This window comes from Parathalassolituus penaei (genome assembly GCF_026626885.1).
Classification (GTDB): Bacteria; Pseudomonadota; Gammaproteobacteria; order Pseudomonadales; family Oceanobacteraceae; genus Oceanobacter; species Oceanobacter penaei.
Genome location: NZ_JAPNOA010000007.1, coordinates 25,720 through 51,389, shown reverse-complemented (window position 1 = coordinate 51,389; position 25,670 = coordinate 25,720). Strand labels below are relative to the sequence as shown.

The following is a 25,670-nucleotide window of genomic DNA, read 5'->3' as shown; positions in this document are numbered from 1 at the left end:
GTCGGGCAAAAGCAGGGGGAGGCCCGCCCGGCCGGGGGACAAGGTCCCCCAGGAGGGCAAGCAGCCTGGCCAATTAACAAGCCGCAAAGCGCCAGACGCCAGACGCCAGACGTCGGACAAGCTGCAGAAAAACCAAACGAAAAAAGCCCTGCCAGTCCTGCAACTGACAGAGCCGAACAACGGCCAGCGTGTTTGCCGTGGTTATCCCACTCACCAAAACCACGGCGGCTGACACGAATGAAAGGTGAGTCAAATCATGAGGCTGGATGCGGGGCCAACACCCATGAATGACTCAAAGACGCAGTATTACCGAATGATCCGCACCATCACTGGCGCTTATTTGTGATTATCGAAAGCATCGTTTTCGTGCTTGATAATGGTGTACATAAATCCGGCAAAGGCCGTCACCGACAGTGCCAGTAACACCGCAATCATGGTCGGGTTATCAGCAAAGGTGAAACAGGTGGCGACGCCTTCCCAGCTGGTAAATGGACTTGAGTTCATAACGTTCTCCTCGGGTTTGAGTCATCGCGACCAACGGCCGCGATCATGTACGGTTAACCAGGACTGAGCGATTCAGGCGCTGCGCGGGGTAAGGGTTGCAACGGTTGATCCAGCGTCGGCAGGGCGAGTGCCTTCCACAATGTCCCGCGCTGGAACACGCTCCGGATACGGAATCGCCGGAATTTCCACCAGATCCAGGCCCGATGCTTCCACTTTTGGCGGCACACGCAACATGCCCATTTTTTTCAAAGCCCAGGCCGCGATGTAACCCGGCACCAGACCAATCACTACCATAATCAGGGCACTGATCAGCTGACCGCTGAAGCTGATGGCAGGTGCACCTTCAGCCACATTTGGATAACCGGAGGCAAAAACGCCTACCAGCACCAGACTGAGGAAACCACACCAGCCGTGCACAGCCACCGCACCCACGGCATCATCGATACCCATTTTTTCCACCAGTTTGCCCACCAGCGGCATACTGGCACCACCACCAATAGCCAGCAGGAACGCCAGACCCGGGTAATACAGATCCAGACCGGCCGCGACGGTAATGATCCCGGCCAGACCACCCGACATGGTCATAAACGGTTCGCGGGAAGTCATGTAAGCGCCAATCACACCACCGGCAAAACCCATCATGACGTTAAAGGCAAAGGCCGACAGGTTGGTTGGAGTACCGTAGATGGTGGTCCAGCCAGTGGCACCGGCGTTATAAATGATGCAGCCACCGAGGAAACCGAAGAAGCCGACAATAATCATCATCAGACCAATCAGAGACATCGGCAGGTTGTGCGGCACAATGGCCATGGCCTTGCCGTTCACGAACTTGCCAATACGCGGCCCCAGGTTCAGCAACACACCCAGCGAGAAGAAACCGGCAACGGCGTGTACCACACCGGCAGCACCCACATCGTGATACCCCAGATCAAGCAGCAACCAGCCGGACGGATGCCAGCCCCACGCTCCTGCCAGCACCCACAGCACCGACCCCACCAGCACGGTCAGAATCAGGTAGGCACTCAGGCGAATACGTTCAATCACCGCCCCGGACATAATCGAACCGGTGGTAGCACTGAACATGGCAAAGGCTGCCCAGAAGATACCGGTAGCCATATCCTGCACGTCAGGCCCCATGGTTCCTGCCCACGGCAAGGCATAAGACGCATCGGTCGGAATCAGACCAGACGGGAAAGCGTTGTAGATCCACCAGCCAAAAAAGTAGAAAGTCGGAATCACCACCGACAACGTCAGGATGTTTTTCATTCCCGACGCCAGCGCGTTTTTAACGCGTGATGCACCAATTTCGTATGCCAGGAAACCGGCATGGATCATGAACATGATGGCAATACACCACCAGTAAAACGCCTCAGCATTCATCGACTGCTGCATTTCAAACGCCGCTTTCAGCGCATCCATCTCTTCAGAAGTCATAACAGGCCCTCTATCGATTGATTTTTCTGTCGCTCAGTCTGATTACGGGGCTCATCGCGGTATTGGCACCGACTCGCAAGCCCTCCGGGTGTTGCTGGAAAACTGCCTGTCCGGCAGAAATTATTCCCACGACGAATAAAGCATTCAAAATGCCAGCCCTGACCATTCGCTGACCTGTTTGCGACAGCTACAACAATTGCCCGCATAAGCCGATTGAGAAGGAGTAAAAAGAGGTAGTTGGAGGTACGTAAAACCTGGGCCGCAAAACCACGAAGGAGTAACCCGCAAGGCGCTGTTTGTCAGCGCAAAACCAGGCACCGGAGACAACTGCAAACCAACGCACTCTTGTGCAGCCGCATGGCGAAAACGTGATCAATACTGGTGCCAAAACAACAGTCGATTGGTGCAAAACACATTCGCTTTAGTGCATTAACGCTGTATCCATAAGCACTATGCGAACATCAGACCAACCAGCCCCAGCCGCTGTTGTAGAGTGGGCATTTATGCCCACAAGAACGAAGGCTGACAGTGCATTGGTGTGTATTGCGGATTGGATGCTGGGCACGCTGCGCTGTGCACCAGCCTACGATTCAGACCGCATACCGCCAGACAGACGCCCTGTTGTAGAGTGGGCTTTATGCCCACAAGAACGAAGGCTGACAGTGCATTGGTGTGTATTGCGGATTGGATGCTGGGCACGCTGCGCTGTGCACCAGCCTACGATTCAGACCGCATACCGCCAGACAGACGCCCTGTTGTAGAGTGGGCATTTATGCCCACAAGAACGAAGGCTGACAGTGCATTGGTGTGTATTGCGGATTGGATGCTGGGCACGCTGCGCTGTGCACCAGCCTACGATTCAGACCGCATACCGCCAGACAGACGCCCTGTTGTAGAGTGGGCATTTATGCCCACAAGAACGAAGGCTGACAGTGCATTGGTGTGTATTGCGGATTGGATGCTGGGCACGCTGCGCTGTGCACCAGCCTACGATTCAGACCGCATACCGCCAGACAGACGCCCTGTTGTAGAGTGGGCGTTTATGCCCACAAGAACGAAGGCTGACAGTGCATTGGTGTGTATTGCGGATTGGATGCTGGGCACGCTGCGCTGTGCACCAACCTACGGTTCAGACTCAAGCCCCAGACACCGGGCCCTGAAACGAAAAAACCCGCAACCGTAAACGGTTGCGGGTGGCCAGAGGATGGACTGTATTCGAAGACAGGAGGCTTCGAGGGGCGGCCTAAAAGTCAGAAGATCAGTTCAGATCAGCTCACCGCATCGGTAACGGTATCGAACTGGGCCAGCCACTCCACCACCGCCGGATGAAAACGACTGAGACCCTTGTATTCCACCAGCGGTGCAGGCAAGCCCTTCATCACCCGATGTAAACGCCGCGCCCATTCCGGGTTCTGGCAAATATCCTCAAAACTGGCCAGATAGGTACGAATGCTGAACATCAGCGCATTTGAACGTGGCATCCGGTCCATCACCTGCAACTCAACCCGCAAATGTACCTTCTGGCCAACGTTATTCAGATTCACCGACGCCCGATCCATGCCCCAGGACGGATAGGTTTCCGGCGAGGTATCCATGCGTGCATTCACCGTCAGGGTCCAGTTCAGACGCCGCACCGGCCGCCCGACCTGAATCGCACACAGGTATTTCAGAGCGCGGTCGAATATGCCCATTTCATGCGCCATCGGCACCGGCCCGTGCCATTCGCGAAAACTCATACCGGCATCAAACGCCAGCGACCAATCAGCCGGACAGGTGACAATACCGGCGTCCATAAACAGATCACCTTCGCGCTGATCCAGCAACGCAATATCGCCCTGCACCTGACGCCCCATGTATTCCATCGGCGGCATTGGCAAGGTTGAGGAATCGCCGAAGGTAAACTGGTCATCAATGCCGAGCAGATGGTTCTGCCAGTGCCATTGATCACCGTTGCGGGTCAGGGCAAACCAGTCCGGATAGTCCGCCGCCATACTGGTCATGGCGCGTTCGATAAAGTCCCAGCAGGCCAGATCCATATGCGGCATGGCCAGGCAGCGACGCGGATTTTCTTCCAACACCAGCGAGCGTTCGCGCACTTCCGACAGATAGTGCTCATCAATATCGAACAGGTGTTCGTTCACGCTACCGACCGGCCCCGGCAAGGTATGCGGCTCGATATTCACCGAATACAGGTAGTCGTCCTGCGGGAACGGAAACGGAAAACGCTGGATCGCAAATTCGCTGTTGCGATAGGTAAAGTCGTCCCGGAAGGACTCAATCTTGTGAGGGGTTGTACGCATGATTCACCTCAGGGAAAGTCATTGCCACCAGCAGTGGCGGGTTATCGTCACAGCCAGATGGGCTTACAGGTCGAGCACCAGATGTTTGCCTTTGGCACGCGATACACAAGGCATCATGCAGTGCTCACGTTCACCGGCATCGAGGAAGCTGTCGCGGTGCTCAACCTGACCTTCCACCACACGGGTAACACACTGCCCACAGACACCACCGCGGCACAGATTCGGCACCTCAATACCCTTCTCTTCCAGTGCTTCCAGCAGGCTTTGTTCGGCTTCTACCCGAATGGTCAGATCACGCTGATTCAGCGTTACGCTGAACACGTCACCAGGCTGCGGTGCTGCGAACTCCTCAAAATGCACCAGACTTTGCGGATACCCCAGCAAGGCTGCATGCTGACGCACACCATCCAGCAGCAATTGCGGACCACACACATACACATGGGTGCCGCGCGGCTGAGCTGCCAGTAATGCACCGAGATCACACCGCTCACCGGCATCCGCATCGAAACATTGCAAACGATCACCCAACGCCGCGACCAGCTGTTCGCGGTAAGCGCCGGTCTGTTTGCCACGGAAGCAGTACACCAGCTCGAAGTTGGCACCACGGCGTTGCAGCTCAGGCAGGTACGACATAAACGGCGTAATGCCCACGCCACCGGCAATCAGCAGCTGTTTGTGGCCACGCCATAACGGTGCAAACAGATTGGCGGGCGGCGTGATTTCCAGCACATCCCCCGGCTGCACTTGCTGATGCATAAATACCGAACCACCACGCGACTGTTCCTGCAGACGCACAGCTATGCGGTATTCCGATGGATCACGCGGATCACTCAGCAGTGAATAGGCGTTTTTCCATTGCCGGGCTTTGCCACTGGCATCCTGCCCTTTCATGGTCACCACCACATGGGAACCCGCTGAAAACGGCGGCAATTCGCCGTTAAGCGCCCGCAAGCTGAATTCGCGAATAGTCGGCGCGACGTTACGTACCCGCTCGACCCGAACAGCAATAGCCTTGCTCATGCGACGTCCTCCGCAGCGGGCACCTGGGTGCGATCTTCAGCATTGATACAAACCCCGACATAAGCGCCTGCCAAGCGACTGAAATGGTCGCGCACCAGCAGCAGTTCACCACAACCATCACAGCGATGCGGCGACTGGGTGACGTTATCCATCAGGGTGTAACAGTGGGTGCAAAACAGGCGGCGCTTATGACTGACAGGGGCCAGCAGCTGAATCTGGTCCGGCGCAAAATCGAGGGCCAGCAGCCAGTTGTGAACATCCCACATAAAGGCTTCGGTTCCTGCCAGGTAAATCGCCGTCGACAGCGGCATCTGGCCAAGGGCACTGGCCAGTTGGGCTTGTGCCTGAGTCTGTGCTTGTTCTTGTGACAGCCCCCCCTCAAGCGAATGATGATCAAGCGTCAGCCACAGGGTGCGTTCAGCACCGACGATTTCCATGCTGTCCTGGAACATCTGCTTCAGAACCGGGCTATTGTCCGATTCCGCTATAAAAACCTGTTGCTGTCGTCCGGTATGGAGGATCACCGGTGGATACTCCGGACGACTTTTGATGCGAGGATCAATGTGATCAGGCAACTTCATAACCAACCTCCGCGGTAATCTTGAACAGGGAATGCCGGAGCATTCCCGTTAATCCGCTGGACACGATCCCAGCGCAAAACAACTGGCGAACGCGAACTCAGCCCTCGCCTTCGCGGCGCTGGCCACAGAAGAAACCAATGCCGTAACTCGGCGAGTTGAAGGTAATGGTGCTGCCTTTTTCGAAGTAGAAAACGTCACCAACCTTGGCGTGAACCTCCTGACCGGTTTCGTCGCTGATGATCATTTCGCCTTCCACAATCACTTTCATTTCGTGGTAGTGGTAGTAATACACCAGCGGCACTTCGGACTTTTCCATTCGGAAAAAACCGCTGACGATGGGTTTGTCGTCGTCATGGGAGGCCGACACATCCCCCAGCCAGGCATTGGCGCCAGGGCGGTTCATGGAAGGCTGCTGAGTCTTGATGGCCTCGGCGTAGTGGATCATGGGCATGGCAAATTCCTCGTAGTGAACATTGAACTGGCGGAGTTAACTGCGAACGCGGGTGCGTTCCGGGTCATAAAACGGAAGACTGGTTACGGTAGCGGGCAGGCGTTTTTGCAAGCCGTCGAGCTGGCCGATTTCCAGTTCGGTGCCGACCACAGCGGCATCCGGGGTCAGGCGGCACAAGGCAATCTGCTGGCGTAATACCGGAGAGAACGTGGCGCTGGTCACCACGCCTACCGGGAAACGCCCCTGGAATACCTGATCGCCGTGCGCCACCGGCTGGGTACTGTTGATGATTAACCCCATCAGCTTCTGGCGGCTTTCAGGGTTCTGGCGAGCCAGTGCGGTGCGACCTATAAAGTCGTCTTCTTTGGTCTTCATCGGTACGGTGAAGCCGATTCCGGCTTCAAAAGGATTGGTTTCCGGGCAGAACTCGTGTCCGGCAAACACCAGCCCGGCTTCGATGCGCAGCATGTCGAGCGCCTTCAGGCCCATCGGTGCAATCTCGAAACGCTGCCCGGCCTTCCAGACCGCGTCCCACAGCTCGTTGGCGTGTTGCGGATGGCACCAGACTTCAAAGCCCAGCTCACCTGTGTAACCGGTACGCGACACCATCACCGGCTGCCCTTGCGGCCCACCGAGACGGCCAATGGTGAAGTGGAACCAGGCCAGCTGGTTTAAATCTGGCTGATGTTCCGGCGTCCACAGCAGCTCAGATAACAGTTCACGGCTTTGCGGCCCCTGTACGGCGAGGTTGCACAGCTGCGAACTGGACTCCAGCACCTGCACCACAAACCGGTTTTCGTCGGCCAGACGTTTCAGCCACTGACCGACCCAAGGATCACCCGTCACCAGTCGGAAGTTCTGAGCCCCCAGACGGAACAGGGTGCCGTCATCGATCATGCCGCCGCTGACATTACAGAGCGCGGTATAGATGATTTCTCCGACCGCCAGTCGCCGCACGTTTCGGGTCAGCGCCAGCTGCAACAGTTTTTCGGCGTCCGGTCCCAGCACCTCGAACTTGCGCAAGGCGGTCAGATCAATCATGGCCACCCGCTCACGGCAGGCCAGGTATTCGGCGGTTGCGCCCCAGCCGGTGAACTCATCGGCCATCCAGTAACCCTTGTATTCACTGAAGTGACTGGTCAGCGCCGCCGTGCGCTCGTGAAATGCGGTTTTCAGGGTCATACGGGGCAACTCCTCTGCACTGGTACGCCAGGCGATGGCACGTGGAAATGTGTGTTCAGCGCCGTAAACGTGCACATGGATATCCGTTGGAAACCAGCCATTGGCGGCATCAATGTCATCCGGACAAGCCGAGCTGACACACAACAGGTCGCGACTGGCACGCAGCAGCACAAAGTCACCGGGGCGCGACCAGGGCTCATCCCCGATCACGGCACCGCAGTCACTGACGCTGGTGTTAAAAAAGAAATTGATGGCTGGCCAACCGGCACGAGGCGGAACCCCCCAGGCAGCCAGTTGCTGATTAAAATTGGCGGTACAGCTGATATGGCCGAAATACCCGGCATCGTCGTAATAACGCGGGGTGCAAGCCATCAGAAAACTGTCGTGGCGGCCGACGGTGTCTTGCACCACTTCCAGCATCGACTGCATGTTCTGGTCATAAAAACGGGAATGCAGACCCGGCTGCGGCAGCGCCCGCCCCATGAGGGTGCGAGTCGCCGCGGCATCCAGCACCGGAATTTCATACGGATTGAGCTGCCCGGCACGAGCGGCTTCAACCGCCGCCAGATCAAAAGCGATAAAGTCCGAGCACTGCTTGCCCGCCACATCGAGAATCTGGATCCACTGCCCGGCTTTGACGGTGTAGGCACGGGCGCTACTCGCCGGTACACGAATGTCGGCGACGGTCTCGGCCAGCGGCTCAGGCAAATACTCACCACCCGCTGCCAGCTGCACCCGAATCTCCACCTCGCCAGACGCCTGTTGCTCATCCACCGGCATCACCTGCGCTGGCACCATCAGCAACACCCGGCTGTTGTGCGTAACGTCCAGCACCACACCGGCCTGTAATTGGGCGTTATCGAGGCAACGGGCCGATGCCATTTGCCCCCGCAGTTCAGGTGACAACCGCTCTTGTCCGAGCAAACGCCCGTCACGAATCCAGCTCTCCAGAAACGCAGCACGTGTCATCGGCACCGACGGCACTGACGAATCGGCAAATGGCCACTGCAGGGTTGGCATTGACGTTGGTGTTGGCGTCAGCGGCAACAACAGGCAACCATCACCATCCAGTCGAGCGAACAACCGCAGCTGGTCACCGGCCTGAAGGGTCAGAATCCTGAAGCTGCCGGGAACCAGCCGGTCGCGATGTTGGCCGTCGGCCAGGTGATCGGCCGGTAGCAAGCGTTGCAGCGCAAATACCATATCTAATCTCCGTCGGTGGTGAGCGTTGTGCATCCGCTTTGGTGCACATCCGTTTCACTTTGAACCGCTCTGGTGCATGTGGGTCAGGGTGCCTGGTGCATCAGAGCAGTGTTCTTCACCGCTCGGCATCAATTTCCCCCGATGCAAAAATATTTACCCGAGAGATTTATTCGCTCAATACTCCCAAAGGGATACCTATTGGAACGAAAACCGACAATGTGGAACATTTGAGCCATCAATTTGGCCCTGACTGGCATGGCAGCTGCAGCAGCAATGCCGCAGTGAAACGGGACATCCGGTCGCGGCCGCACAGGCACACCGACCGATGGCGTGAATCAACACCCGGTTAGCAAGGAGGTTGCGTGAACACATTCAACACCACCGGCAGCAAACGTCACTGGGTCGCCAGCTGGCTTCAGGAGTTGGGGCGGCGCACGGTATTACCGGCCGAACCACGGCGTCGTGGCATGGCATTACCGGCGTTTATTGATGAACTGGCCTGCGATATCGCCAGCTGTGATGCGCCAGAACGGGAACTGCCGGGGCTGCTGGTGCCGCTCAACCACTGGCTCGCGCAGCAACCCGACACCGCCAGCCTGGTGATCAGCGGCCTCTTGTGGCCACAACCGGAAAGCCAGCATTGGCAAGCCATTTCCCTGCACACTCGCGCTCCGGAAGACCTGCTGAGCCAACTGGCGGCGCTGTTGCCGGATCCCGCCCCCGAGTTTGGCCTGCAGTGGTCGTGTGAGTTTTTTGAACATATGCTGTTGCCGCTGCCGATAGGTCAACAACAGGCCTGGCTGGTGGTTTCCAGCCATCAACAAGATCAGGATGCCGAACAGGTACGCGCCCAGCTGCGGCCAGTGCTGCGACCGCTGACCCGAGGCCTTTGTGGCCTGCATCGCCATCAGCTATCGAGCCATCAGCGCCTGCAGGAAGAACGACGTTTTCAGGCCGCCGAACTACACGACGGCGTGGCGCAGGTGCTGGGGTATGTGCGCCTGCAAAGTGCCCGTCTGGCCGGAAATTGCCGCGACGGCCGCCACGACAACCTCGCCAGCGAACTGGAAGACCTGTCGCACCAGTGCCAATACGCCTACCGCCAGACCCGCGAACTGATCAGCAGTGGCCATATGAGCCTTCCCGGACACGGGCTGGCCGAAGGGGTACAGCTGGCCATTGAAGAATTTGAGCAACGCTCATCGGTGATTTTTGAACTGGACAACCGCCTCGGCCAGCTCCAACTCGACAGCACCACCCTGCACCAGATTCTGTTTGTTGTGCGCGAAGCGCTCTGCAATCTGGTGCGCCACTCCCACGCCACCCATGGCCGGGTCAGCCTGCAGCAACGCGACGGGCAACTGACCATTACCGTTGAAGACAATGGCCGCGGCATCCAGATCAGTGGCGACCGCCACGGCAGTTTTGGCCTGCGCATCATGCAGGAACGCGCCCAACGCATTGGCGCGCAACTGGAAATCCGCAACCGCCGCCCTGCCGGAACCCGCCTGTTCCTGAGTGTCGACATCGGGAGAACACATCGTGGATAAAACTGCAGCCTGCCGGGTTCTGCTGGTGGACGACCACCCGCTGTTTCGTCGGGGTCTGGCCCAGCTATTGGAAGACAGCCCACACTTTACCGTGGTGCAGGAACTGGAAAACGGCAACCACCTGCTCGACGCTCTCCACTCCCAACAGCCACAACTGCTGTTGCTCGACCTCAACATGCCACAACAAAGCGGGCTGGAATTATTACAGCTGGTGCGTGAGCGCCAGTTTCCGGTGCGAATTGTGGTGATTACCGCTTCGGAAGACGACGACGATCTGTTCCGGGCGCTGGCGATGGGAGCCGACGGGTTTCTGATGAAAGACACCGCCCCCGCTGAAATGCTGGAATCCCTGCAACGCGCCATGACCGGTAAAATCGCCCTCAACCCCGACAGTGTTGACCGGCTGGCACAGTCGTTACGCGAAACCGCCACCACTAATAGCCAGAACCCTGCACTGAGCAGCACGGGCAATCACCCGACAAGCGCCCTATCACCACAACCATACACACCCGACCTGACCGCTCGCGAACGCCAAACTCTGCTGTTAATCGCCCAGGGCCTCAACAACAAACTGATCGCCCGCAAACTCGGCATCAGTGATGGCACCGTCAAGGTGTATGTCAAAAGCCTGCTGCGCAAACTCGATCTGCACTCACGGCTGGAACTGGCCGCCTGGGTACACAAACACCCCGATGCCACCAGCCTCGAACTTTAGGAACTCGCCATGATTTCGCTGTTTCGCCGGGTCACACCGGCCCCGGACTGGAGCGGCCTGCTCGACAGCCTCAGTGATGTGGTGGCCATGTTTTCCGCCGGTGGCCGCATCGAGTACCTGAATCGGGCCTGGCAACAGACACTGGGCCACCCGCTGGCCAGCAGCCTCGGCGACCCGTTCCACCGCTACCTCCACCCGGAAGACAGCAGCCGCTGGCAACAGGCCCTGATGCAATATCAGTCCGACCCCGAAGCCCCACCCCAAACCCTGTGGTTAAGACTGATTCGCCACGATCAGGAAGTCTGCTGGTGTGAAATGCGCCTGCAAGCCATGCCCGGCGAAGCACGCCTGAGCGCCACCCTCTGCGACATCACCGGCCAGGTACACAACAACCGCCAGCGTGACGCCAGCCACCGCAGCCTCAACAGCCTTATCGAACGCCTGCCGGTGATGATCTACCGCTCCCGCAACGACCGCGACTGGACCATGGAATACTTAAGCCAGGGCTGCCTCGCCCTCACCGGCTACAGCGCCGAAGAAATCCTGCAACGCAACCAGCACGTCTACGGCCACATGATCCACCCCGCCGACAGCGACCGCGTCTGGCAGGAAGTGCAAGACGCCCTCAAAAAACACCACAGCTTCGAACTGCAATACCGCCTCTTCCACCAGGACGGCAGCCTCCGCACCGTCATCGACAAAGGCTGCGGCGTCTACACCAGCTCCGGCGCCATCCTCGCCGTCGAAGGCGTTATTTTCGCACTGGAAAATCGCTAAAAGCGGATGTCGGATGTCGGATGTCGGATGTCGGGCGTCGGGCGTCGGGCGTCGGGCGTCGGGCGCGATTTTTGTGGGCATAAATGCCCACCCTACAACCGAGCACCTATTAACACCGACTTCACCAAGCGCAGCTGGCTGCCGTTAATTGCCCATCTGGGCGAGCCGGGATTCACCGCAACGGCCGACCCCGCCGGGGCATGGATGTAATGGTCTATAGTGGTCAACTATTTCCGGACAGTTTCTTAAGTTGTTTTTCCTTCATTACCGGAGTCAGACCACCGTTGTGCTGATGAGGGCGTTGCTCGTTGTAATAGCTCATCAGGTAGTAGCTGATTTCCTTGATCGCCTCATCCAGATTGGTATAGCCGACTTCCGGTACCCATTCTGTTTTGAGGCTGCGGAACACGCGCTCCATCGGCGCATTGTCCCAGCAGTTACCTCGGCGGCTCATGCTTTGTTCGATCTGGTAGACCCACAGGCGTTGTCGGTACTTCAGGCTGCTATATTGGCAACCCTGATCCGAGTGGAACATCAGGCCTTTCGGCTTGCCTCGCAGCCGCCAGGCCATATCCAGAGCCTTGAGCGTTAAATCGGTATCGGATGACTCCGACATTGCCCAGCCAACCACTCTGCGCGCGTACAAGTCGATCACGACCGCCAGGTATGCCCACTGATCGCCTGTCCATATATACGTGATATCGCCACACCAGACCCGGTTCGGTGCATCTACATCAAATTGTCGGTTCAGCTTGTTCGGGACCAGATCATGTTCATATTACCCAACCGCGCCCCGCGCGAGGTGGTGGCAACGCATGTGCGTCGGCATCATGGAGCGCGAGGCTGAAGGTGTCTGGCGCGTGCCAGGTGATGTGGCTGAACGGAGCCGCAAGTACGACGCTCAACGCCTTGGTGGTGGAGCTGAAATCACACTTACCAATTGGGCGGCAGACCCGCCTCATCGGCGCTACATGGATGGATAAGCAGCTGATCGGCGGTGGCAAGGGGCTGGCCGAGCGACAAAGTCAACGCGTGATTCTGACGCGCAACCTGTTGGCGACGCTGCGCGGGCGCGAACTGGCACCGACCTCGAAGGACATTGCCACTGAAACAGGTTTTGAGCATCGGCCCGCGGCCGACAAGCAGCGCGTGACCGGCATCTACCGGCGTTCCGTCATGCTTGCCAGCGGACGCTACGCCATGCTGGACGACGGCATGGGGTTCAGTCTGGTGCCGTGGAAGCCGGTGATCGAGCAGCGATTGGGGCAGCAGAGCCGCGACGGTAAGTGAAGGTGGCGTACCCTGGGGCTTCGGGTGATAGCGGGGAATGGGCCTTTGATTGCATGCTTCACGCAACTGGTATCGCTGGCAGATAGCGGCGTCATTCACCGCCGTCGATTAATGATGCCTTGGGCGGGAACCGTCCCCGGTTCGGGAGCTTCATCGAAGCGCTGATGTGCTTCGGCAATGGCGAGTTGGTTGTCGTTTGCCCAATTCACAAGCGCCATCACAGGCCCTAATAGCGTCCGACCCAGTTCCGTTAGGTCGTAATCGACTCGCGGCGGGATGGTCGGATAGATCGTCCGGGTAATCAGTCCATCGCGCTCCATTCCGCGCAACGTCAGCGTCAACATGCGTTGGGAGATGCCGTCAATCCCGCGCTTCAATTCGTTGAAGCGCCGCGTTCCATTGGCCAGCGAGGCAATGATGTAGAGGCTCCATTTGTCGCCGACGCGATCCAGTATTTCGCGGGTGGCTCGACAGCCTCCCGTATTGGCATCCGGCAGTTCTTCGGGCAAATCTGTGTGACTCAGTGACATGGATGTGCCTTCTTGTGGAATGTAGGTAGGAATCTTACCATCCTTCGTATGGATAGGTAACTAAAATAAATTAGATTACCTAGTTCTGTTTTGATACCAAAAATGGAGCCTCTATGAGCAAAATCCTGCTGATCACATTGCTGACAGATAAGAAGGTTTATCTGGTCACCGCCGCTGGCGGTGTATTCTCGGAGGGAGCCTATGCGCCCTTCGATTTTCAGACCAATTATCTCTTGCACGTGCTCGGCTTTATTGGGCTGACTGACGTCGAACTGGTGCGCATCGAAGGCACCGTATTCGGTCCAGACGCAGCCCAAGCCGCCACAGAGAAGGCTGACGCGATGGTGAAGTCCTTGTTGGCGAAGGCGGCGTGAAATCATGACATTGAGCAAAACAACCGCACTCTTCGGTGTTGGCACCGGCATCCACATTCTGACCATGACGACAAAAAGACCGGGGGAAATGTAATGAAGCTTGCCTTGTTCGGAGCCACCGGATCGACGGGACTACACATCATCGAAGAAGCCTTGAAGCAAGGCTACGTCCTTTCCGTCTATACGCGCGATGCGAAGAAGCTCACCGCACTTGCCGGGAAAGTCGAAGTCGTGGTGGGTGATCTGCAAGACCGGGAAGCCATTGCGAAGTGCATTCAGGGCGCGGATGCAGTCATCAGTGCCTTGGGCCCCAATAGTCTGAAGGTGCAAGGTGATCGGCCTGTCATGCATGGCCTGTCCAACATCATGGCCACTATGCGGCAACTGGGCGTGCGGCGCCTTCTCCAAGTATCTACGGCGAGCTATCGCGATCCCCAGGATGGCTTTGTCCTCAGCTCGTATGCGGGAGTGCTTTTCTTCAAGGTGTTTGTTCGCAAGGCTTACGACGACATCCGCGCAACGGGCGAACTAATCGCCAATTCGGATCTGGACTGGACGTTGGTGCGTATTCCATTCCTGAAAGATGGCCCGGCGACCGGAAAAATCGATGTGGGCTGGTATGGAAGAACCAAGCTGGGTTCGAAACTTTCGCGGGGCAATCTCGCGCAATTTCTGGTTCAGCAGATCACCGATAAGAAGTTCGTGCGGGCCGCACCGGGCATCGCTGATGGTTGACGAAGGAGAGAACCAACATGCTGCAAATTGACCTCTATACCGAGATCACCTGCCCCTGGTGCCTCATTGGCCAGCACCGCCTCGATAAGGTTCTGAAGGAGCGCTTTCCGGACCTTGCGGTTGACATTCGTCACCATCCCGTCCTGCTAATGCCAGCTACTCCCGCCGAGGGGCTGTACATCCCTGACTTGCTTTTGAAGCGGTACGGCGTGACCAACCCTAAGGCCTCGTTTGCTCGGGCCGAAGGCGAAGCCCGTGCGTCGGGGCTTGACCTCGATCTTGGCCGTCAACTCTATGCCTATCCCACCCAAGCAGCACACGCGATCATCATTGCGGCGAGCGCGCGAGGCACACAACACCGACTCGCGGTCGCGATCACGCAAGCTTACTTCCTGCAAGCAAAGAATATTGGCAAGGCCGAAGTGTTGGCTGACATTGCTGTAGCGTATGGGTTTGAACGCGACGAAGCCCTCGCCATTGCGCGTGACCCGGCATGGCACGCGAGGGTAACGCAAGCGGCGGCTGACTCCGCTGCAGCCAGTATTCGGTCAGTTCCACACTTCGTTTTCGGTGCGAATTTCGCAATCAATGGATGCCGCAGCGAAGACGAGATCGCCACGGCAATTGCTCAAGCAATACACGGCATTACTCATAACCAGCAGGCCAATGGGTGATATACAGTACGTGCCCATAAATCATGCGTTTGCCTATGGGAATGGGATGTGAAACGGAGCTTCTCACTGGTGGCTGCGGAGGCTTGATGAAATACGCAGGTCTGGCGTGCACCATAGGAATTCGCTTGAATAGACTTACGTCATCGAAGCTGCTTCCTAACCGTCGCTGGAGAATTTCACTTTGCGCGAGCGGCAGAGAGACTGCATATTGAGCAGTCGCCGTTGTCGTGAGCCATCGGATCTAGGTCGAAAGCTGTGGTGAAGACCGGATAAACGAGCCCAGTCGGGCAAAAGCAGGGGGGAGGCCCGCCCGGCCGGGGGACAAGGTCCCCAGGAGGGCAAGCGGCCGGGCAAGTTAACAAGCGTCATCGCAGCGGCTACCACGCGGAGCGTGGGAGCCAGTAACATAGACGCCAGATCCAATCGCGGCCCGGCCAGACGCCCGCCGAAAATACCCGATTACCCCTTTTTACCCACGTATTTATTACCCACCCATTACCCACCCACTACCCTGATCAGGGAATGTGCCCGCTGCACCGATCAGCATAAATTTTTCCTGATGATAATTTTTATACACCAGGAGAAATGACATGACCCAGCGTATTGCCATCATCGGCGCGGGCCCAAGCGGGCTGGCCCAACTTCGTGCGTTCCAGTCAGCTCAGGCCAAAGGTGCCGAAATCCCCGAACTGGTCTGTTTTGAAAAACAGGGCGACTGGGGTGGTCAATGGAACTACACCTGGCGCACCGGTCTGGACGAAAATGGCGAACCGGTACATGGCTCCATGTATCGTTACCTGTGGTCCAACGGCCCCAAAGAAGCGCTGGAATTTGCCGACTACAGCTTTGATGAACACTTCGGCAAACCGATTGCGTCTTACCCACCCCGCGAAGTGCTGTGGGACTACATCAAAGGCCGTGTCGAAAAAGCCGGGGTACGCCAATACATCCGTTTTAACTCCCCGGTCCGAAATATCGAATTCAACGCCGACAGCAACAACTTCACCGTCACCGTACACGACCACAACAAGGACGAGGTGTACTCCGAAGTCTTCGACTTTGTTGTGGTCGCCAGCGGCCACTTTTCCACCCCGAACGTGCCGCAATATCCGGGCTTTGAACACTTCGGCGGACGTATTCTCCACGCCCATGACTTCCGCGACGCGCTGGAATTCAAAGGCAAGGACATCCTCGTCGTCGGCTCCAGCTACTCCGCCGAAGACATCGGCTCCCAGTGCTACAAATACGGCGCACGCTCCATCACCTCCTGCTATCGCAGCAAACCGATGGGCTACAAATGGCCACACAACTGGGAAGAAAAACCGGCCATGACCCACGTTGACGTCAACACCGTGTTCTTCGCCGACGGCACCAGCAAAAAAATCGACGCCATCATCCTCTGCACCGGTTACCTGCACCACTTCCCTTTCCTGCCAGAAGAACTGCGCCTGAAAACCAACAACCGCCTGTGGCCACTCAACCTCTACAAAGGTGTGGTCTGGGAAAACAACACCCGCCTGTTTTATCTGGGCATGCAAGACCAGTGGTACAGCTTCAACATGTTTGATGCCCAGGCCTGGTATGTACGTGATGTGATTATGGGCCGCATCGAATTGCCAGCCCTCGACGCCATGCGCGCCCACAGCGCCGAATGGCGTGAACGCGAGCTGCAACTGAGCAGCGACAAGGAAAGTTACGAATACCAGGGCTCCTACATTCAGGATCTGATCGACGCCACCGACTACCCGAACTTCGACATCCCGGCCGTAAACGAAACCTTCCTGAAATGGAAGAAGCACAAGAAGCAAGACATCATGACCTTCAGGGACTACTCCTTCCCATCCATCATGACCGGCACCGCGTCACCGGCGCACCACACCCCGTGGCTGTATGCCCTCGACGACTCACTCGAAGCCTATCTGAGTGACACCCCAAAGGCCGACGAAATCAAACGGGCTTCCGGCCAATAAGTGTCGGGCGGCGGCCACTTCCCCAGCCGTCGCCTGTCAACCCGGACACCAGGGACTCTCCCAATCGCTCTGTACAGCGCCATGCTCAGGTGTCCGTTCTACCCGATCCACCGTTACCCAAGGAACCCGTCATGACGTTTTTCAAAATCCCGGCCCCAACCGTTGAACCCATCACCAGCGACCTCGCTGGCTGGACCAAAATCGGTGGCGAACCCACCATGACCACCTGGATTGAGTACAGCTCGGCCGATGGCAAGGTTATCGCCGGTTGGTGGCACGCCACCCCCGGTACTTACTACGCCGAATACGCCGGTTGGGAATTTGTGCACCTGATCGAAGGCAAAGCGATCATCACCCCGAAAGACGGCAAACCCGTCGAGGTTGGCCCCGGTGATGCGTTTGTGTTTGAAGCGGATTTCAAAGGTGAATGGGAAATTGTCGAACCAGTGAAAAAACACTTCACGATCCGGTTTCCATAAACAGGCGTTACAACGCCCGGTACCAACGCATTTACGCTGGCCGGGCATTTGCTGTGGTCTCAAGGATGAGATCAGAAACGCTGCTGCCACTATTATCCCGACCCGATCTTCGTCAGACCTGGGCTTTATGTTGGCTTTAAGAGAGCTTTATGTGGGCTTTATGGATACCAGCAGCGTTTACCAACCCAGTTACCTACACAGTAAACTTGGCCAGTTCGCCATCCAGAGCATCACTACTACGACTTAACTGGCGCATGGAATCGCTGCTATGACGGGCATCCGTATTGGACTGCTGCGCCAGCGAGGCGATGGTCTGCACCTTCGACGAGACTTCCGTAATGGTCACTGTCTGTTCTTCGGTTGCCGTTGAAATCTGTGTGATCAACATCGACAGCTCAGACATTTGCTGACGAATTTCATCCAGCGCCTCGCGGGCACCGGCCGATTTGGTCATGCCGTCGCTAACTTCTCCGACACAGCTTTCCATCAGGGTAAAACACTGATTGGTCTGATTCTGGATCGTTCTGATCACGTCCGTAATTTCAGTAGTGGAATTTGCCGTACGTTGCGCCAGTGTGCGAACTTCATCGGCCACCACCGCAAACCCTCGGCCTTGTTCTCCCGCCCTGGCGGCTTCAATCGCGGCATTAAGCGCCAACAGGTTGGTCTGTTCAGAAATACCGGCAATCACCGACACAATTTCACCGATTTTACCTGTCTGTGCTTTTAACGAGGCGATTGACTCGGAACTGGCCGATACCCGCCCGGTGATTGCCTGCATGCTGCTGACGGTATCCTGCACGCGCTGTTCACCCAGCACAGCCAGTTTGCTGGCTCGTTCGGCGCTGTCAGCAGCACCCACACAATTGGTGGCAATTTCCCGCGACACCTGCGACAACTGCTCACTGGCAACCGCCACTTCTTCCGCCTGACAGGCCGTTTTTTCTGAGCTGCTGTTAATCACCTCTGCACTGCTACTGGTGCGAGTGACCAGATTCCGAATGGTAACGCCGTTATTTTTAATGCCCGAAATCATGGTTTGCAGCTGCCCAATAAACTGGTCGACATAGCGCGACAAATCACCTATTTCATCATTGCGGTCAAAGCCGGTTCGTTTGGTCAGGTCACCATCACCCATGGCGATATTACGGATGCGCTCGGTGATCGCGATTAACGGCGACATCACCATTTTTCTGGTCATAAAGGCGAGAAAACCGGCAATCAGAAGTCCGGCCATAAAAGCGGTCGTCATCAGTACATTGATGGAATGTACAGTACTTTCACTCATGCTGACTTGCTCGTGAACCTTGTCATCAGCAATGACTTCAATGTTTTCCAACAGCCGCTGCAAATTAGCGGTTGATGCCTGATAACTGGCGTTTGACTGAATATAGTTTTTGTAATTCTGTATGACTTGCGCCAGCAAATTTTTGAATTGATCAATCTGACGGGTTAGCGCCTGCTCCTGGGATTGTCCTGGCACCGTAGTCGAAGGACTGGTAAAAGCCCCGGTTTGTAACATGCCACTGATGGCGTTCTCCATAAATGTCGAAGCCTGCTTCAATTGGTTTTCCATCGACACAGGATCTTCACCTTTCAGCAACCGCTCAAGCAGATACAGTTGCTGTAAAAGCCCTATCGTTGTTTCCATGCCACCATCGGCCGCTTCCCATTTAACACTCAGGCCGCTATTCCAGCTGATCATCTCGTCCGGATTTTTTTCCAACACTTCCACGGCGCTATCGCCCTGCTCTTCAAGTTCCCCCAGCAAGGTCACCAAATCGGCAGTCACTTGCGCCAAGCCCTTTCGGGAGGTCGCAAACCGGTTGTAGTCAGTAATCAGGTTGTCTTCTCTGGTCGCCCTTTCAGTTTCAGCTTCCCGTAACGGTGCGAGTACATCCGCTGGTACAAGACCACTCCGTTCAAGTCGGCGGCTTGCCTCTACCAGAGTTTCTTTGCTTTGCTGATGCGCCGCAGTATCCAATGGCTTGCCTGCCAGCATCATTTCGATCTGGAGAATCTGCTTTTGCAATTCGATGGTCGTTTCCATTGCACCATCGGCCGAGTCCCAGGCAGGACCTACCACATAGCTCAGCGAGCCACTGATGCGATGAATGCCATAATAGCCAACAGCAGCAATCAGAATGATCGTGACCGCCATTAATCCAAGGCCCAATGATGCCTTGCCAGACAGTGTCATAGTGTAACTCCTTAAAAGGCACTCAATTCGATACGAAGCGTCAGCACCCACGCATCGCGTATCTCGTTCGACCCAGAGGGATGCTGAATAAACTGAACATCCGGCTGCAACATAAGCTGCTCATGCACAACATATTGCCAATAGGCTTCTACCACCGATTCCCAGCCTATCGTTTCACCGTCCTGGGCTCGCAAGCGCACCATGGTCAATCCGACGCCAGCACTTTGATCTTCATGACCATACAATTCCGAAAGCCGGATACCGGTGCCGGCATGAAAATCGATTTCGCTATATTGGTGGTTGGTGTAACCCAACTGAATAAAATGGTCCGCCGGGTTCCCATCTAACCAGCCAGGATTGCCCAGATTGGTATCGAGCGTGGAGTAAACACCATGGCTGCTATCCGCCACTGGCATACCGGTTTCATCAAAAAACGGCGTGGTATCCCGCCAGATACCCGCCTTGAGCAGATCCCCGACGACCATGGCATAACGTAATTCCGCAATATAAAACTGCTCATCAAAGCGGGTTGCCGAGCCGGACGAATAAACACCTCCGACCAACTCAAACTGCTCCGACAGATAAAGCCCACCGTGTACGGTAAGCGCAGGGCTCGGATAGGTAGGCAGAAACGCAACGGTTGGGCTAAACCCCATCGATGCGTTGATAAAGCCATCGCCCGACAGCGTGTTGGCGAACTCTTCATTGGCGTCATGCAGACCCGTGCGCACAAAACCCTGTAAAAAGTGATAGCCGTAATACAGCTGGTAAAGTTTTTCGAAGTCGGCTTCGTCAATGTTGGAGTAAGCCTGGGCATCGCCGGTTTTTTCAGACCCATCATCACCCCGCTGTACTTGCAGGTTGGCAAACACACGGTGCGGACCACGACTGAACTCAAAACCACTATCGACCAGAAAACGCGACGTAAACCCCCGCTCCACCCCGCCGCTGACAACCTGGGAGTTATCAACAACGATGGCGGCGAAGGGATCAAAACCGTCTTCGGAAGAGTCGCCAAAACAGGAGAATGCCAGGACGGATAACGATGCTGCATAACCCACACGCAACAGCAGAATCATAGAGAGGGCCTGAAAAAGTTGAGCTGATGCTTAACGGTAGACATGGCCAGAAGGCGGCGCAAACAACAACAACCGGACTAATTGTCATTCCTGCTGGTATTGATCCCAACACCTGCGAGCGGAGGCCGCGCTGTCCGGTTTAACGTTACTCAAGGAGCCCGTCAGAACGGTTTTCGCAACACCGCACCAAGCGTTAAACCAAAGGCAGCAAATTCGTCGAAGTTGGCCTTGGTCATACGTTTGCGTTGGTGTTGGTGTTGGTGCTGATATTTGAAGCGCATGTAAAAAGAGAATGGGAAATAGCCGAACGGGCTTAACCGATAAAGACGTCACAGCGCCCGGCAGAAATGCCGGGCACCACACGATTCAAAGGCATTAGAGCAGGCACGGGCTGTTAATTGAGCAATACATGGGTTCAGCCTGACAACCGAATCCAGACGAGAGCGAGCGAGGGGAACGGCTTTAAACCGTTTGTCCGGCATTTTTCCTACGCCAGTATTCAAATGCAACCAACTCAATTAATCCCAGAGCAAGTATGACTGGAGGGAAGATAATGTATACCCAAATGTACTCCCTGCAGTAAGAGGCCTCGAATACAGATAGAGCACAACCTGCCATGCTCGCTGGTAATACAATGAAATGCAGGGCAAGCATAGGTGTCGCCAGGGAGAGCCTCAATATCCAGCCTTTAGCTCTGATAAGGAAGTAGCTGCCGAGGATTATCAGTCCAAGGTTTGAAATGTAGAATGCAATTTCTGGCAGTGAATCAAATTCGTCCATGAACACCTCAAGGCTCTATGTAGTACATTGCCTAACGAGACTGTAGAAAAACTATTTTCGGAGCGGATATTTTCTTCATATCAAAAAGCCATTGAAACTCAGCAGCCATAGCTTCGCTCAAAAAAAACCGAAACAACCGAAAATGGATAATTTACGATACAACTGCATATTTGACCTCCATTTTCTGATATTCCCTTTAATCACCTGATCTGAGGTATCAGTTTCTCAATATTGTGTACCATGGCATACAACTGCCATTGGGTTTGCACCTTCTTTTTACCCCGCAGACTGAACCGCTTCAAGCCTTTATTGTGTTCCAGGTTCGCGAACACGGGTTCAACCGTCGACATCCGGTGACTGTAGATTCTCTTGCCCTCGTCGCTGTCGATTCTGGCCTTCATCCAATCGGTGTATGTCGGCGTCACGCTGTAAACCCGGAACGAGACCTGCCTGCCAGAGCCTTTTCTGTGGTCGGCTGATTCAGGGTTGACCATACATTGCTCTTTCCGGGAGCACGTCCGGCAATCCAGCAGTTTGCCGGTAAAGAACGCATTTCGATTACCCTGCTCATCTTCCCGGATTTTATTGAACGTCAGCGCATTACCTTCCGGACAGACGCAGGTATTTTTCGTTGGGTCAAAGTCAAATTCACTGGCCGGGATTTGTTTGTGGCGGGTGCTTTTTCGGTTCTCTTCGTGGCGGTGACCGTACTTGTCTTTCTGATCATCAAAGCGTTCGTCCCGACTGCGAAAGCGGTTGTCCGGAATGTAGGCATTGATCTTGTTGCTGTACAAGTATTCGTTGTTGGCGATGCTGGCAAAACCCGTATCGGCGGTGATGATTACGCCATCCTTCAGGATATTCTCCCGGATACGCAGTCGCTGAAAACGCTCCCGAACCTCCGCCAGAATGGGCTTCAGTGTATGCTGTTCCTGACCGTGACCAAAGGCCTGAGCATCCACAATAATCTGGTGTTTTTTATCGACGGTGGCAATGCCATTGAAGCCCTGGATCGTTCCTTTCGAGGTTTTCATCTTCGCCGACTCGTTGTCGGTAATGTTGCTTTTAACTTCAGAGCCCAGCTTGTTAACGCCCGTACGTGGGCTTTGCGTCTTCAGGAACTGGTTGATTTTATCAAAGGCACGATTCAGAGTACTGACCGTTTTTTCGATCCGTTCCTGACGACGGTTGTCGTCAGAATCCTTATCTGTTTTATCGTGTTCGGACATCCAGTAACGGATTTGACGCTGTATTTTCTCGCGCTTCTCAGCAAGCTCTTTGAAGGTGCCCGACCATTCTTTGGAAGCGTTTGAGGGTAACTTGCAGCCATCGATGGCAAAGAGTTCTTTTCCCAACAAACCTTCTTGATCGCAGACCAGTAGCACCTGTTCAAACAGGTGTTCGATCTCCAGCGGATAGCTGCTAACGAAGGCGGCAATGGTTGTGAAATGAGGAACTGAATCGCATGACAGGGCCTTGAAGATAATGTTGTGTTCGCAACACCACTGGATCTCGCGGCTTGACGTAATACCTTTGGAATAAGCGAACAGAATAATCTTCAAGAGAATCGCCGGATCATAAGCTGGACGCCCACCGGCCTTGCCATCATTGCAGTACAAATCGTCGAATGGGGTTAAATCCAGCCGATCCGAGATCAAATGATGCAAAGCATATTCAAACGTACCTGGCTGAATCTGCTCTTCGAAGTTGATCACCACCATCGACGTCTGGTTGTAATCGTAGTGCTTATACCGTGGCATATCGCTTCCTCGCTGCTGCCAGGAATTTTACCGCAGAAAGGCGGTTGAGAGAGGTTTTTCTACAGCTTCAACGCCGCACTAAAGGGCCGAAATAGCGAAGCTATTGAGGTCCCAGGGAGCGCAGCGACCGATTTTCAGTGCCTTGTTAGGCATTTTTATTATTTTTCTATTTTTTCCATGATGCACGCAAATGTCTATCACCGCCTTTTGATAGATTTTTCCTTGCGATAATCTGGCTTTCAAAAGAAAAATCCTCGTTGATCTTTACTATTAATAGCTTATTAAAGTTTCCAGCGCTCTTAACCCTTACTTCTTCTACACTTTTCTCTGGGGAAATGGTTTTTATTTCAATGAAGTCATTACCAAGCTTACCATCAGAACCCTTTGTATGTGGCTTGTGGCGCTTTATACCATAATTAATTTCGCCAAATAGTTCCCCTAATTCTCCCCATATTTGCAAATATCGATTCGTTAATGAGTGAAACAATTTCGCATTTTCAACCAAGTTTTCAAATACCAACAATAGTTCAGAATTAATAGGTGAGCGTTTATTTGATAATTCCGGCTCTTCTAGTTCTTCCCACTCATCAGCGCTAAAACCAAGCTCTTCGAAATAGAATGGCTCATACGGATTATAACCACAGGCTGCGGCATCAGCGATTTGATCGGGGCTATAACCTTCATTATGCATGTCATGTAAGAAATCCCAATCGCTCATATATTCTCCATTGTGCTATTCGTGAGTAAATGACTGCCTAACAGTTTATTCATGCGCATGCGCGTTTTTCTGGTGGCGTGATTTGTTGCAAGCGGATGGTAGGTTTTTGAATCGATTGATAATTTCCATTTTCATCAAACTCTTCTCCCTGGAAATACACGCATGCGTGTTTTTCTGGTTTAACGTGCGCATTAATTCTGCGCCAAAAACGAAAAACCTTTGAACTTCATGGAGATACGCTAACAGCATCCGGAAAAACGCGCAACCGCTCTGGAAATACGCGCATGGATCATTAACAGGGCTTGATTACGCTGTTGATCATCGTTTGTTCAGGGCCGATTGTTCAGCCCTGAACACTCCCCTGCTCTTGCAGCAATTTATCCCGAACCGCCATCAGTACAACGCCATAGGTGTTGTGTCCGCGTCCGTCGCGGCCGCAGCCCCAGTAGTAGTCATACATGGAGTTTTCGACGATCTTGTCGGTGCCGGTTTTCAGCAGTGCGGCAGCAACCTCGGGATGGGTACGGCATTTGATATAAATCGCCCGGGTCATCATCACTTTACGAACATCGTCCCAGTCTTTGCGAACCGCTTTTTTATTGGCCTTGGCCAGTTTGACGGCCTGGGCTGCGTTTTCTGCGATGCGAATTGCGTCGCGGATAGGGCCTTTTTCGAATTTCATGCCCTGATAATAGTGTTCAACCGTTGGCCATTCGGCATCGTCCAGTTCGAACCCGAAACGGGAGTAAGCCGACAACGGGTCATTGGCGTCGTCGCGAACCACATAGTGTTTATTGCCAGGCTCAGGGAAGAACATCGATATCTCCGGATAAAAGAGGATGAGTCAGTTTAAAGAGGCGCCACTGAGAAGCAACAGAGACGGACAATCTCGCATCGACATCAGAAACCAAAGCTGGACGCTGGACGCTGGACGCTGGAAAGCAGCATCCATTCCACCTCAAACGTCCAGCACAATATTCCACGCGGGAGCGTAGGAACGAGAAATCCACCAGCACACCAATTTTGCCCAGCGAAGCTGGCTGCCCAATGCCCATCTGGGCGAGCCGGGATTCACCGCAACGGCCGACCCGGCCGGGGGACAAGGTCCCCCAGGCAGGGCAAGCAGCTTTGCCAATTAACAAGCCGAATAGACGCCAGATCCGATCGCGGCCCGGCCGACGCCAGACGCCAGACACCGATCAAGTAAAAACCGCTGCATTCTCACGCGGAGCATGGGAACGAGAAATCCACCAGCACACCAATTTTGCCCAGCGAAGCTGGCTGCCCAATGCCCATCTGGGCGAGCCGGGATTCACCGCAACGGCCGACCCGGCCGGGGCATGGATGCCCCGCAAGGCCAGTTG

At 55.2% G+C, this 25,670-nt stretch carries 25 protein-coding genes and 1 pseudogene; 11 read left to right on the top strand and 15 right to left on the bottom strand.

Features of this window, described 5'->3' with window-relative positions; all coding sequences use genetic code 11:
- Positions 1-336: 336 nt before the first annotated feature.
- From OUO13_RS01900 to OUO13_RS01870, 7 genes are all read right to left on the bottom strand, one after another.
- Entirely contained in the window at positions 337-504 is a 168-nt protein-coding gene (locus OUO13_RS01900) for a hypothetical protein (RefSeq protein WP_283172154.1), read from the bottom strand.
- Positions 505-576: 72 nt separating this feature from the next.
- Positions 577-1,938 (bottom strand): ammonium transporter, encoded by a 1,362-nt coding sequence (locus OUO13_RS01895; protein ID WP_283172153.1) that lies wholly within the window; start codon positions 1,936-1,938, stop codon positions 577-579.
- A 1,268-nt stretch (positions 1,939-3,206) separates the two neighbouring features.
- Positions 3,207-4,238 carry a heme-dependent oxidative N-demethylase family protein gene (locus OUO13_RS01890; protein WP_283172152.1) on the bottom strand — a complete coding sequence of 344 codons (1,032 nt, stop codon included), beginning with the start codon at positions 4,236-4,238 and terminating at the stop codon, positions 3,207-3,209.
- A 63-nt stretch (positions 4,239-4,301) separates the two neighbouring features.
- Positions 4,302-5,258: a PDR/VanB family oxidoreductase gene (locus OUO13_RS01885; protein ID WP_283172151.1), complete on the bottom strand. Its 957-nt coding sequence runs from the start codon at positions 5,256-5,258 to the stop codon at positions 4,302-4,304.
- Positions 5,255-5,839 (bottom strand): dimethylamine monooxygenase subunit DmmA family protein, encoded by a 585-nt coding sequence (locus OUO13_RS01880; protein ID WP_283172150.1) that lies wholly within the window; start codon positions 5,837-5,839, stop codon positions 5,255-5,257. The genes OUO13_RS01885 and OUO13_RS01880 overlap by 4 nt, the downstream gene beginning before the upstream one ends.
- A 97-nt stretch (positions 5,840-5,936) precedes the next feature.
- Positions 5,937-6,290 (bottom strand): cupin domain-containing protein, encoded by a 354-nt coding sequence (locus OUO13_RS01875; RefSeq protein WP_283172149.1) that lies wholly within the window; start codon positions 6,288-6,290, stop codon positions 5,937-5,939.
- 36 nt (positions 6,291-6,326) lie between these two features.
- Positions 6,327-8,675 (bottom strand): DUF1989 domain-containing protein, encoded by a 2,349-nt coding sequence (locus OUO13_RS01870; RefSeq protein ID WP_283172148.1) that lies wholly within the window; start codon positions 8,673-8,675, stop codon positions 6,327-6,329.
- A 362-nt stretch (positions 8,676-9,037) separates the two neighbouring features.
- Between OUO13_RS01870 and OUO13_RS01865 the strand changes: the two genes are divergently transcribed.
- From OUO13_RS01865 to OUO13_RS01855, 3 genes are read left to right on the top strand one after another with little or no spacing between them, the layout of a single operon-like run.
- Positions 9,038-10,225: a sensor histidine kinase gene (locus OUO13_RS01865; RefSeq protein ID WP_283172147.1), complete on the top strand. Its 1,188-nt coding sequence runs from the start codon at positions 9,038-9,040 to the stop codon at positions 10,223-10,225.
- Positions 10,218-10,940 (top strand): response regulator, encoded by a 723-nt coding sequence (locus tag OUO13_RS01860; protein ID WP_283172146.1) that lies wholly within the window; start codon positions 10,218-10,220, stop codon positions 10,938-10,940. Before OUO13_RS01865 ends, OUO13_RS01860 begins: the two co-directional genes overlap by 8 nt.
- Positions 10,941-10,949: 9 nt before the next feature.
- The gene (locus OUO13_RS01855; RefSeq protein WP_283172145.1) at positions 10,950-11,717 is read left to right on the top strand and encodes a PAS domain-containing protein; all 768 of its coding nucleotides are present in this window, start codon (positions 10,950-10,952) and stop codon (positions 11,715-11,717) included.
- A 223-nt stretch (positions 11,718-11,940) separates the two neighbouring features.
- Here OUO13_RS01855 and OUO13_RS01850 read toward each other — a convergent pair.
- Positions 11,941-12,492: pseudogene (locus OUO13_RS01850) on the bottom strand (IS3 family transposase); the annotation flags it as partial.
- 40 nt (positions 12,493-12,532) lie between these two features.
- On the opposite strand from OUO13_RS01850, the gene OUO13_RS20015 reads away from it, so the two are divergent.
- Complete coding sequence (locus tag OUO13_RS20015; RefSeq protein WP_428982309.1) at positions 12,533-12,700, top strand: DUF3363 domain-containing protein; 168 nt, start codon at positions 12,533-12,535, stop codon at positions 12,698-12,700.
- Positions 12,693-13,007 (top strand): DUF3363 domain-containing protein, encoded by a 315-nt coding sequence (locus tag OUO13_RS20010; RefSeq protein WP_428982308.1) that lies wholly within the window; start codon positions 12,693-12,695, stop codon positions 13,005-13,007. Before OUO13_RS20015 ends, OUO13_RS20010 begins: the two co-directional genes overlap by 8 nt.
- Before the next feature lie 95 nt (positions 13,008-13,102).
- On the opposite strand, the gene OUO13_RS01840 is transcribed toward OUO13_RS20010, so the two are convergent.
- Entirely contained in the window at positions 13,103-13,537 is a 435-nt protein-coding gene (locus tag OUO13_RS01840; RefSeq protein ID WP_283172144.1) for a winged helix-turn-helix transcriptional regulator, read from the bottom strand.
- Between the two features lie 113 nt (positions 13,538-13,650).
- Between OUO13_RS01840 and OUO13_RS01835 the strand changes: the two genes are divergently transcribed.
- From OUO13_RS01835 to OUO13_RS01810, 6 genes are all read left to right on the top strand, one after another.
- On the top strand, positions 13,651-13,911 hold the full coding sequence (locus OUO13_RS01835) for an NAD(P)H-dependent oxidoreductase (protein WP_283172143.1): 261 nt from the start codon (positions 13,651-13,653) through the stop codon (positions 13,909-13,911).
- Between the two features lie 93 nt (positions 13,912-14,004).
- Complete coding sequence (locus tag OUO13_RS01830) at positions 14,005-14,646, top strand: NAD(P)-dependent oxidoreductase (RefSeq protein WP_283172142.1); 642 nt, start codon at positions 14,005-14,007, stop codon at positions 14,644-14,646.
- 17 nt (positions 14,647-14,663) lie between these two features.
- Positions 14,664-15,320, top strand: coding sequence for a DsbA family oxidoreductase (locus tag OUO13_RS01825; protein WP_283172141.1), 657 nt, complete (start codon positions 14,664-14,666; stop codon positions 15,318-15,320).
- Between the two features lie 129 nt (positions 15,321-15,449).
- Complete coding sequence (locus OUO13_RS01820) at positions 15,450-15,551, top strand: LysR family transcriptional regulator (RefSeq protein WP_428982310.1); 102 nt, start codon at positions 15,450-15,452, stop codon at positions 15,549-15,551.
- A gap of 359 nt (positions 15,552-15,910) precedes the next feature.
- Positions 15,911-17,290, top strand: coding sequence for an NAD(P)-binding domain-containing protein (locus tag OUO13_RS01815; RefSeq protein ID WP_283172140.1), 1,380 nt, complete (start codon positions 15,911-15,913; stop codon positions 17,288-17,290).
- A 131-nt stretch (positions 17,291-17,421) separates the two neighbouring features.
- The gene (locus OUO13_RS01810; RefSeq protein WP_283172139.1) at positions 17,422-17,769 is read left to right on the top strand and encodes a cupin domain-containing protein; all 348 of its coding nucleotides are present in this window, start codon (positions 17,422-17,424) and stop codon (positions 17,767-17,769) included.
- 193 nt (positions 17,770-17,962) lie between these two features.
- Here OUO13_RS01810 and OUO13_RS01805 read toward each other — a convergent pair whose 3' ends face one another.
- The 6 genes from OUO13_RS01805 to ybiA form a co-directional block, all read right to left on the bottom strand.
- Positions 17,963-19,969 carry a methyl-accepting chemotaxis protein gene (locus tag OUO13_RS01805; RefSeq protein WP_283172138.1) on the bottom strand — a complete coding sequence of 669 codons (2,007 nt, stop codon included), beginning with the start codon at positions 19,967-19,969 and terminating at the stop codon, positions 17,963-17,965.
- Positions 19,970-19,980: 11 nt separating this feature from the next.
- Positions 19,981-21,048, bottom strand: coding sequence for a carbohydrate porin (locus OUO13_RS01800; protein WP_283172137.1), 1,068 nt, complete (start codon positions 21,046-21,048; stop codon positions 19,981-19,983).
- A gap of 462 nt (positions 21,049-21,510) precedes the next feature.
- Positions 21,511-21,828, bottom strand: a complete 318-nt coding sequence (locus tag OUO13_RS01795) for a hypothetical protein (RefSeq protein ID WP_283172136.1) — start codon at positions 21,826-21,828, stop codon at positions 21,511-21,513.
- A 200-nt stretch (positions 21,829-22,028) separates the two neighbouring features.
- A complete protein-coding gene (locus tag OUO13_RS01790) occupies positions 22,029-23,588 on the bottom strand; it encodes an IS1182 family transposase (protein ID WP_283172135.1) in 1,560 nt (519 codons plus the stop codon).
- Between the two features lie 166 nt (positions 23,589-23,754).
- Complete coding sequence (locus OUO13_RS01785) at positions 23,755-24,306, bottom strand: hypothetical protein (RefSeq protein WP_283172134.1); 552 nt, start codon at positions 24,304-24,306, stop codon at positions 23,755-23,757.
- A gap of 343 nt (positions 24,307-24,649) precedes the next feature.
- Positions 24,650-25,123 carry a riboflavin biosynthesis intermediates N-glycosidase gene (gene ybiA, locus OUO13_RS01780; RefSeq protein ID WP_283172133.1) on the bottom strand — a complete coding sequence of 158 codons (474 nt, stop codon included), beginning with the start codon at positions 25,121-25,123 and terminating at the stop codon, positions 24,650-24,652.
- Positions 25,124-25,670 lie beyond the last annotated feature (547 nt).

Coding starts and splice junctions, on each gene's coding strand:
- OUO13_RS01900 (WP_283172154.1), bottom strand. CDS start 504: ATGAACTCAAGTCCATTTACCAGCTGGGAAGGCGTCGCCACCTGTTTC.
- OUO13_RS01870 (WP_283172148.1), bottom strand. CDS start 8,675: ATGGTATTTGCGCTGCAACGCTTGCTACCGGCCGATCACCTGGCCGAC.
- OUO13_RS01895 (WP_283172153.1), bottom strand. CDS start 1,938: ATGACTTCTGAAGAGATGGATGCGCTGAAAGCGGCGTTTGAAATGCAG.
- OUO13_RS01875 (WP_283172149.1), bottom strand. CDS start 6,290: ATGCCCATGATCCACTACGCCGAGGCCATCAAGACTCAGCAGCCTTCC.
- OUO13_RS01805 (WP_283172138.1), bottom strand. CDS start 19,969: ATGACACTGTCTGGCAAGGCATCATTGGGCCTTGGATTAATGGCGGTC.
- OUO13_RS01815 (WP_283172140.1), top strand. CDS start 15,911: ATGACCCAGCGTATTGCCATCATCGGCGCGGGCCCAAGCGGGCTGGCC.
- OUO13_RS01785 (WP_283172134.1), bottom strand. CDS start 24,306: ATGAGCGATTGGGATTTCTTACATGACATGCATAATGAAGGTTATAGC.
- OUO13_RS20010 (WP_428982308.1), top strand. CDS start 12,693: ATGGATAAGCAGCTGATCGGCGGTGGCAAGGGGCTGGCCGAGCGACAA.
- OUO13_RS01840 (WP_283172144.1), bottom strand. CDS start 13,537: ATGTCACTGAGTCACACAGATTTGCCCGAAGAACTGCCGGATGCCAAT.
- ybiA (WP_283172133.1), bottom strand. CDS start 25,123: ATGTTCTTCCCTGAGCCTGGCAATAAACACTATGTGGTTCGCGACGAC.
- OUO13_RS01890 (WP_283172152.1), bottom strand. CDS start 4,238: ATGCGTACAACCCCTCACAAGATTGAGTCCTTCCGGGACGACTTTACC.
- OUO13_RS01830 (WP_283172142.1), top strand. CDS start 14,005: ATGAAGCTTGCCTTGTTCGGAGCCACCGGATCGACGGGACTACACATC.
- OUO13_RS01855 (WP_283172145.1), top strand. CDS start 10,950: ATGATTTCGCTGTTTCGCCGGGTCACACCGGCCCCGGACTGGAGCGGC.
- OUO13_RS01800 (WP_283172137.1), bottom strand. CDS start 21,048: ATGATTCTGCTGTTGCGTGTGGGTTATGCAGCATCGTTATCCGTCCTG.
- OUO13_RS01880 (WP_283172150.1), bottom strand. CDS start 5,839: ATGAAGTTGCCTGATCACATTGATCCTCGCATCAAAAGTCGTCCGGAG.
- OUO13_RS01810 (WP_283172139.1), top strand. CDS start 17,422: ATGACGTTTTTCAAAATCCCGGCCCCAACCGTTGAACCCATCACCAGC.
- OUO13_RS01825 (WP_283172141.1), top strand. CDS start 14,664: ATGCTGCAAATTGACCTCTATACCGAGATCACCTGCCCCTGGTGCCTC.
- OUO13_RS01795 (WP_283172136.1), bottom strand. CDS start 21,828: ATGGACGAATTTGATTCACTGCCAGAAATTGCATTCTACATTTCAAAC.
- OUO13_RS01835 (WP_283172143.1), top strand. CDS start 13,651: ATGAGCAAAATCCTGCTGATCACATTGCTGACAGATAAGAAGGTTTAT.
- OUO13_RS01885 (WP_283172151.1), bottom strand. CDS start 5,258: ATGAGCAAGGCTATTGCTGTTCGGGTCGAGCGGGTACGTAACGTCGCG.
- OUO13_RS01790 (WP_283172135.1), bottom strand. CDS start 23,588: ATGCCACGGTATAAGCACTACGATTACAACCAGACGTCGATGGTGGTG.
- OUO13_RS20015 (WP_428982309.1), top strand. CDS start 12,533: ATGTGCGTCGGCATCATGGAGCGCGAGGCTGAAGGTGTCTGGCGCGTG.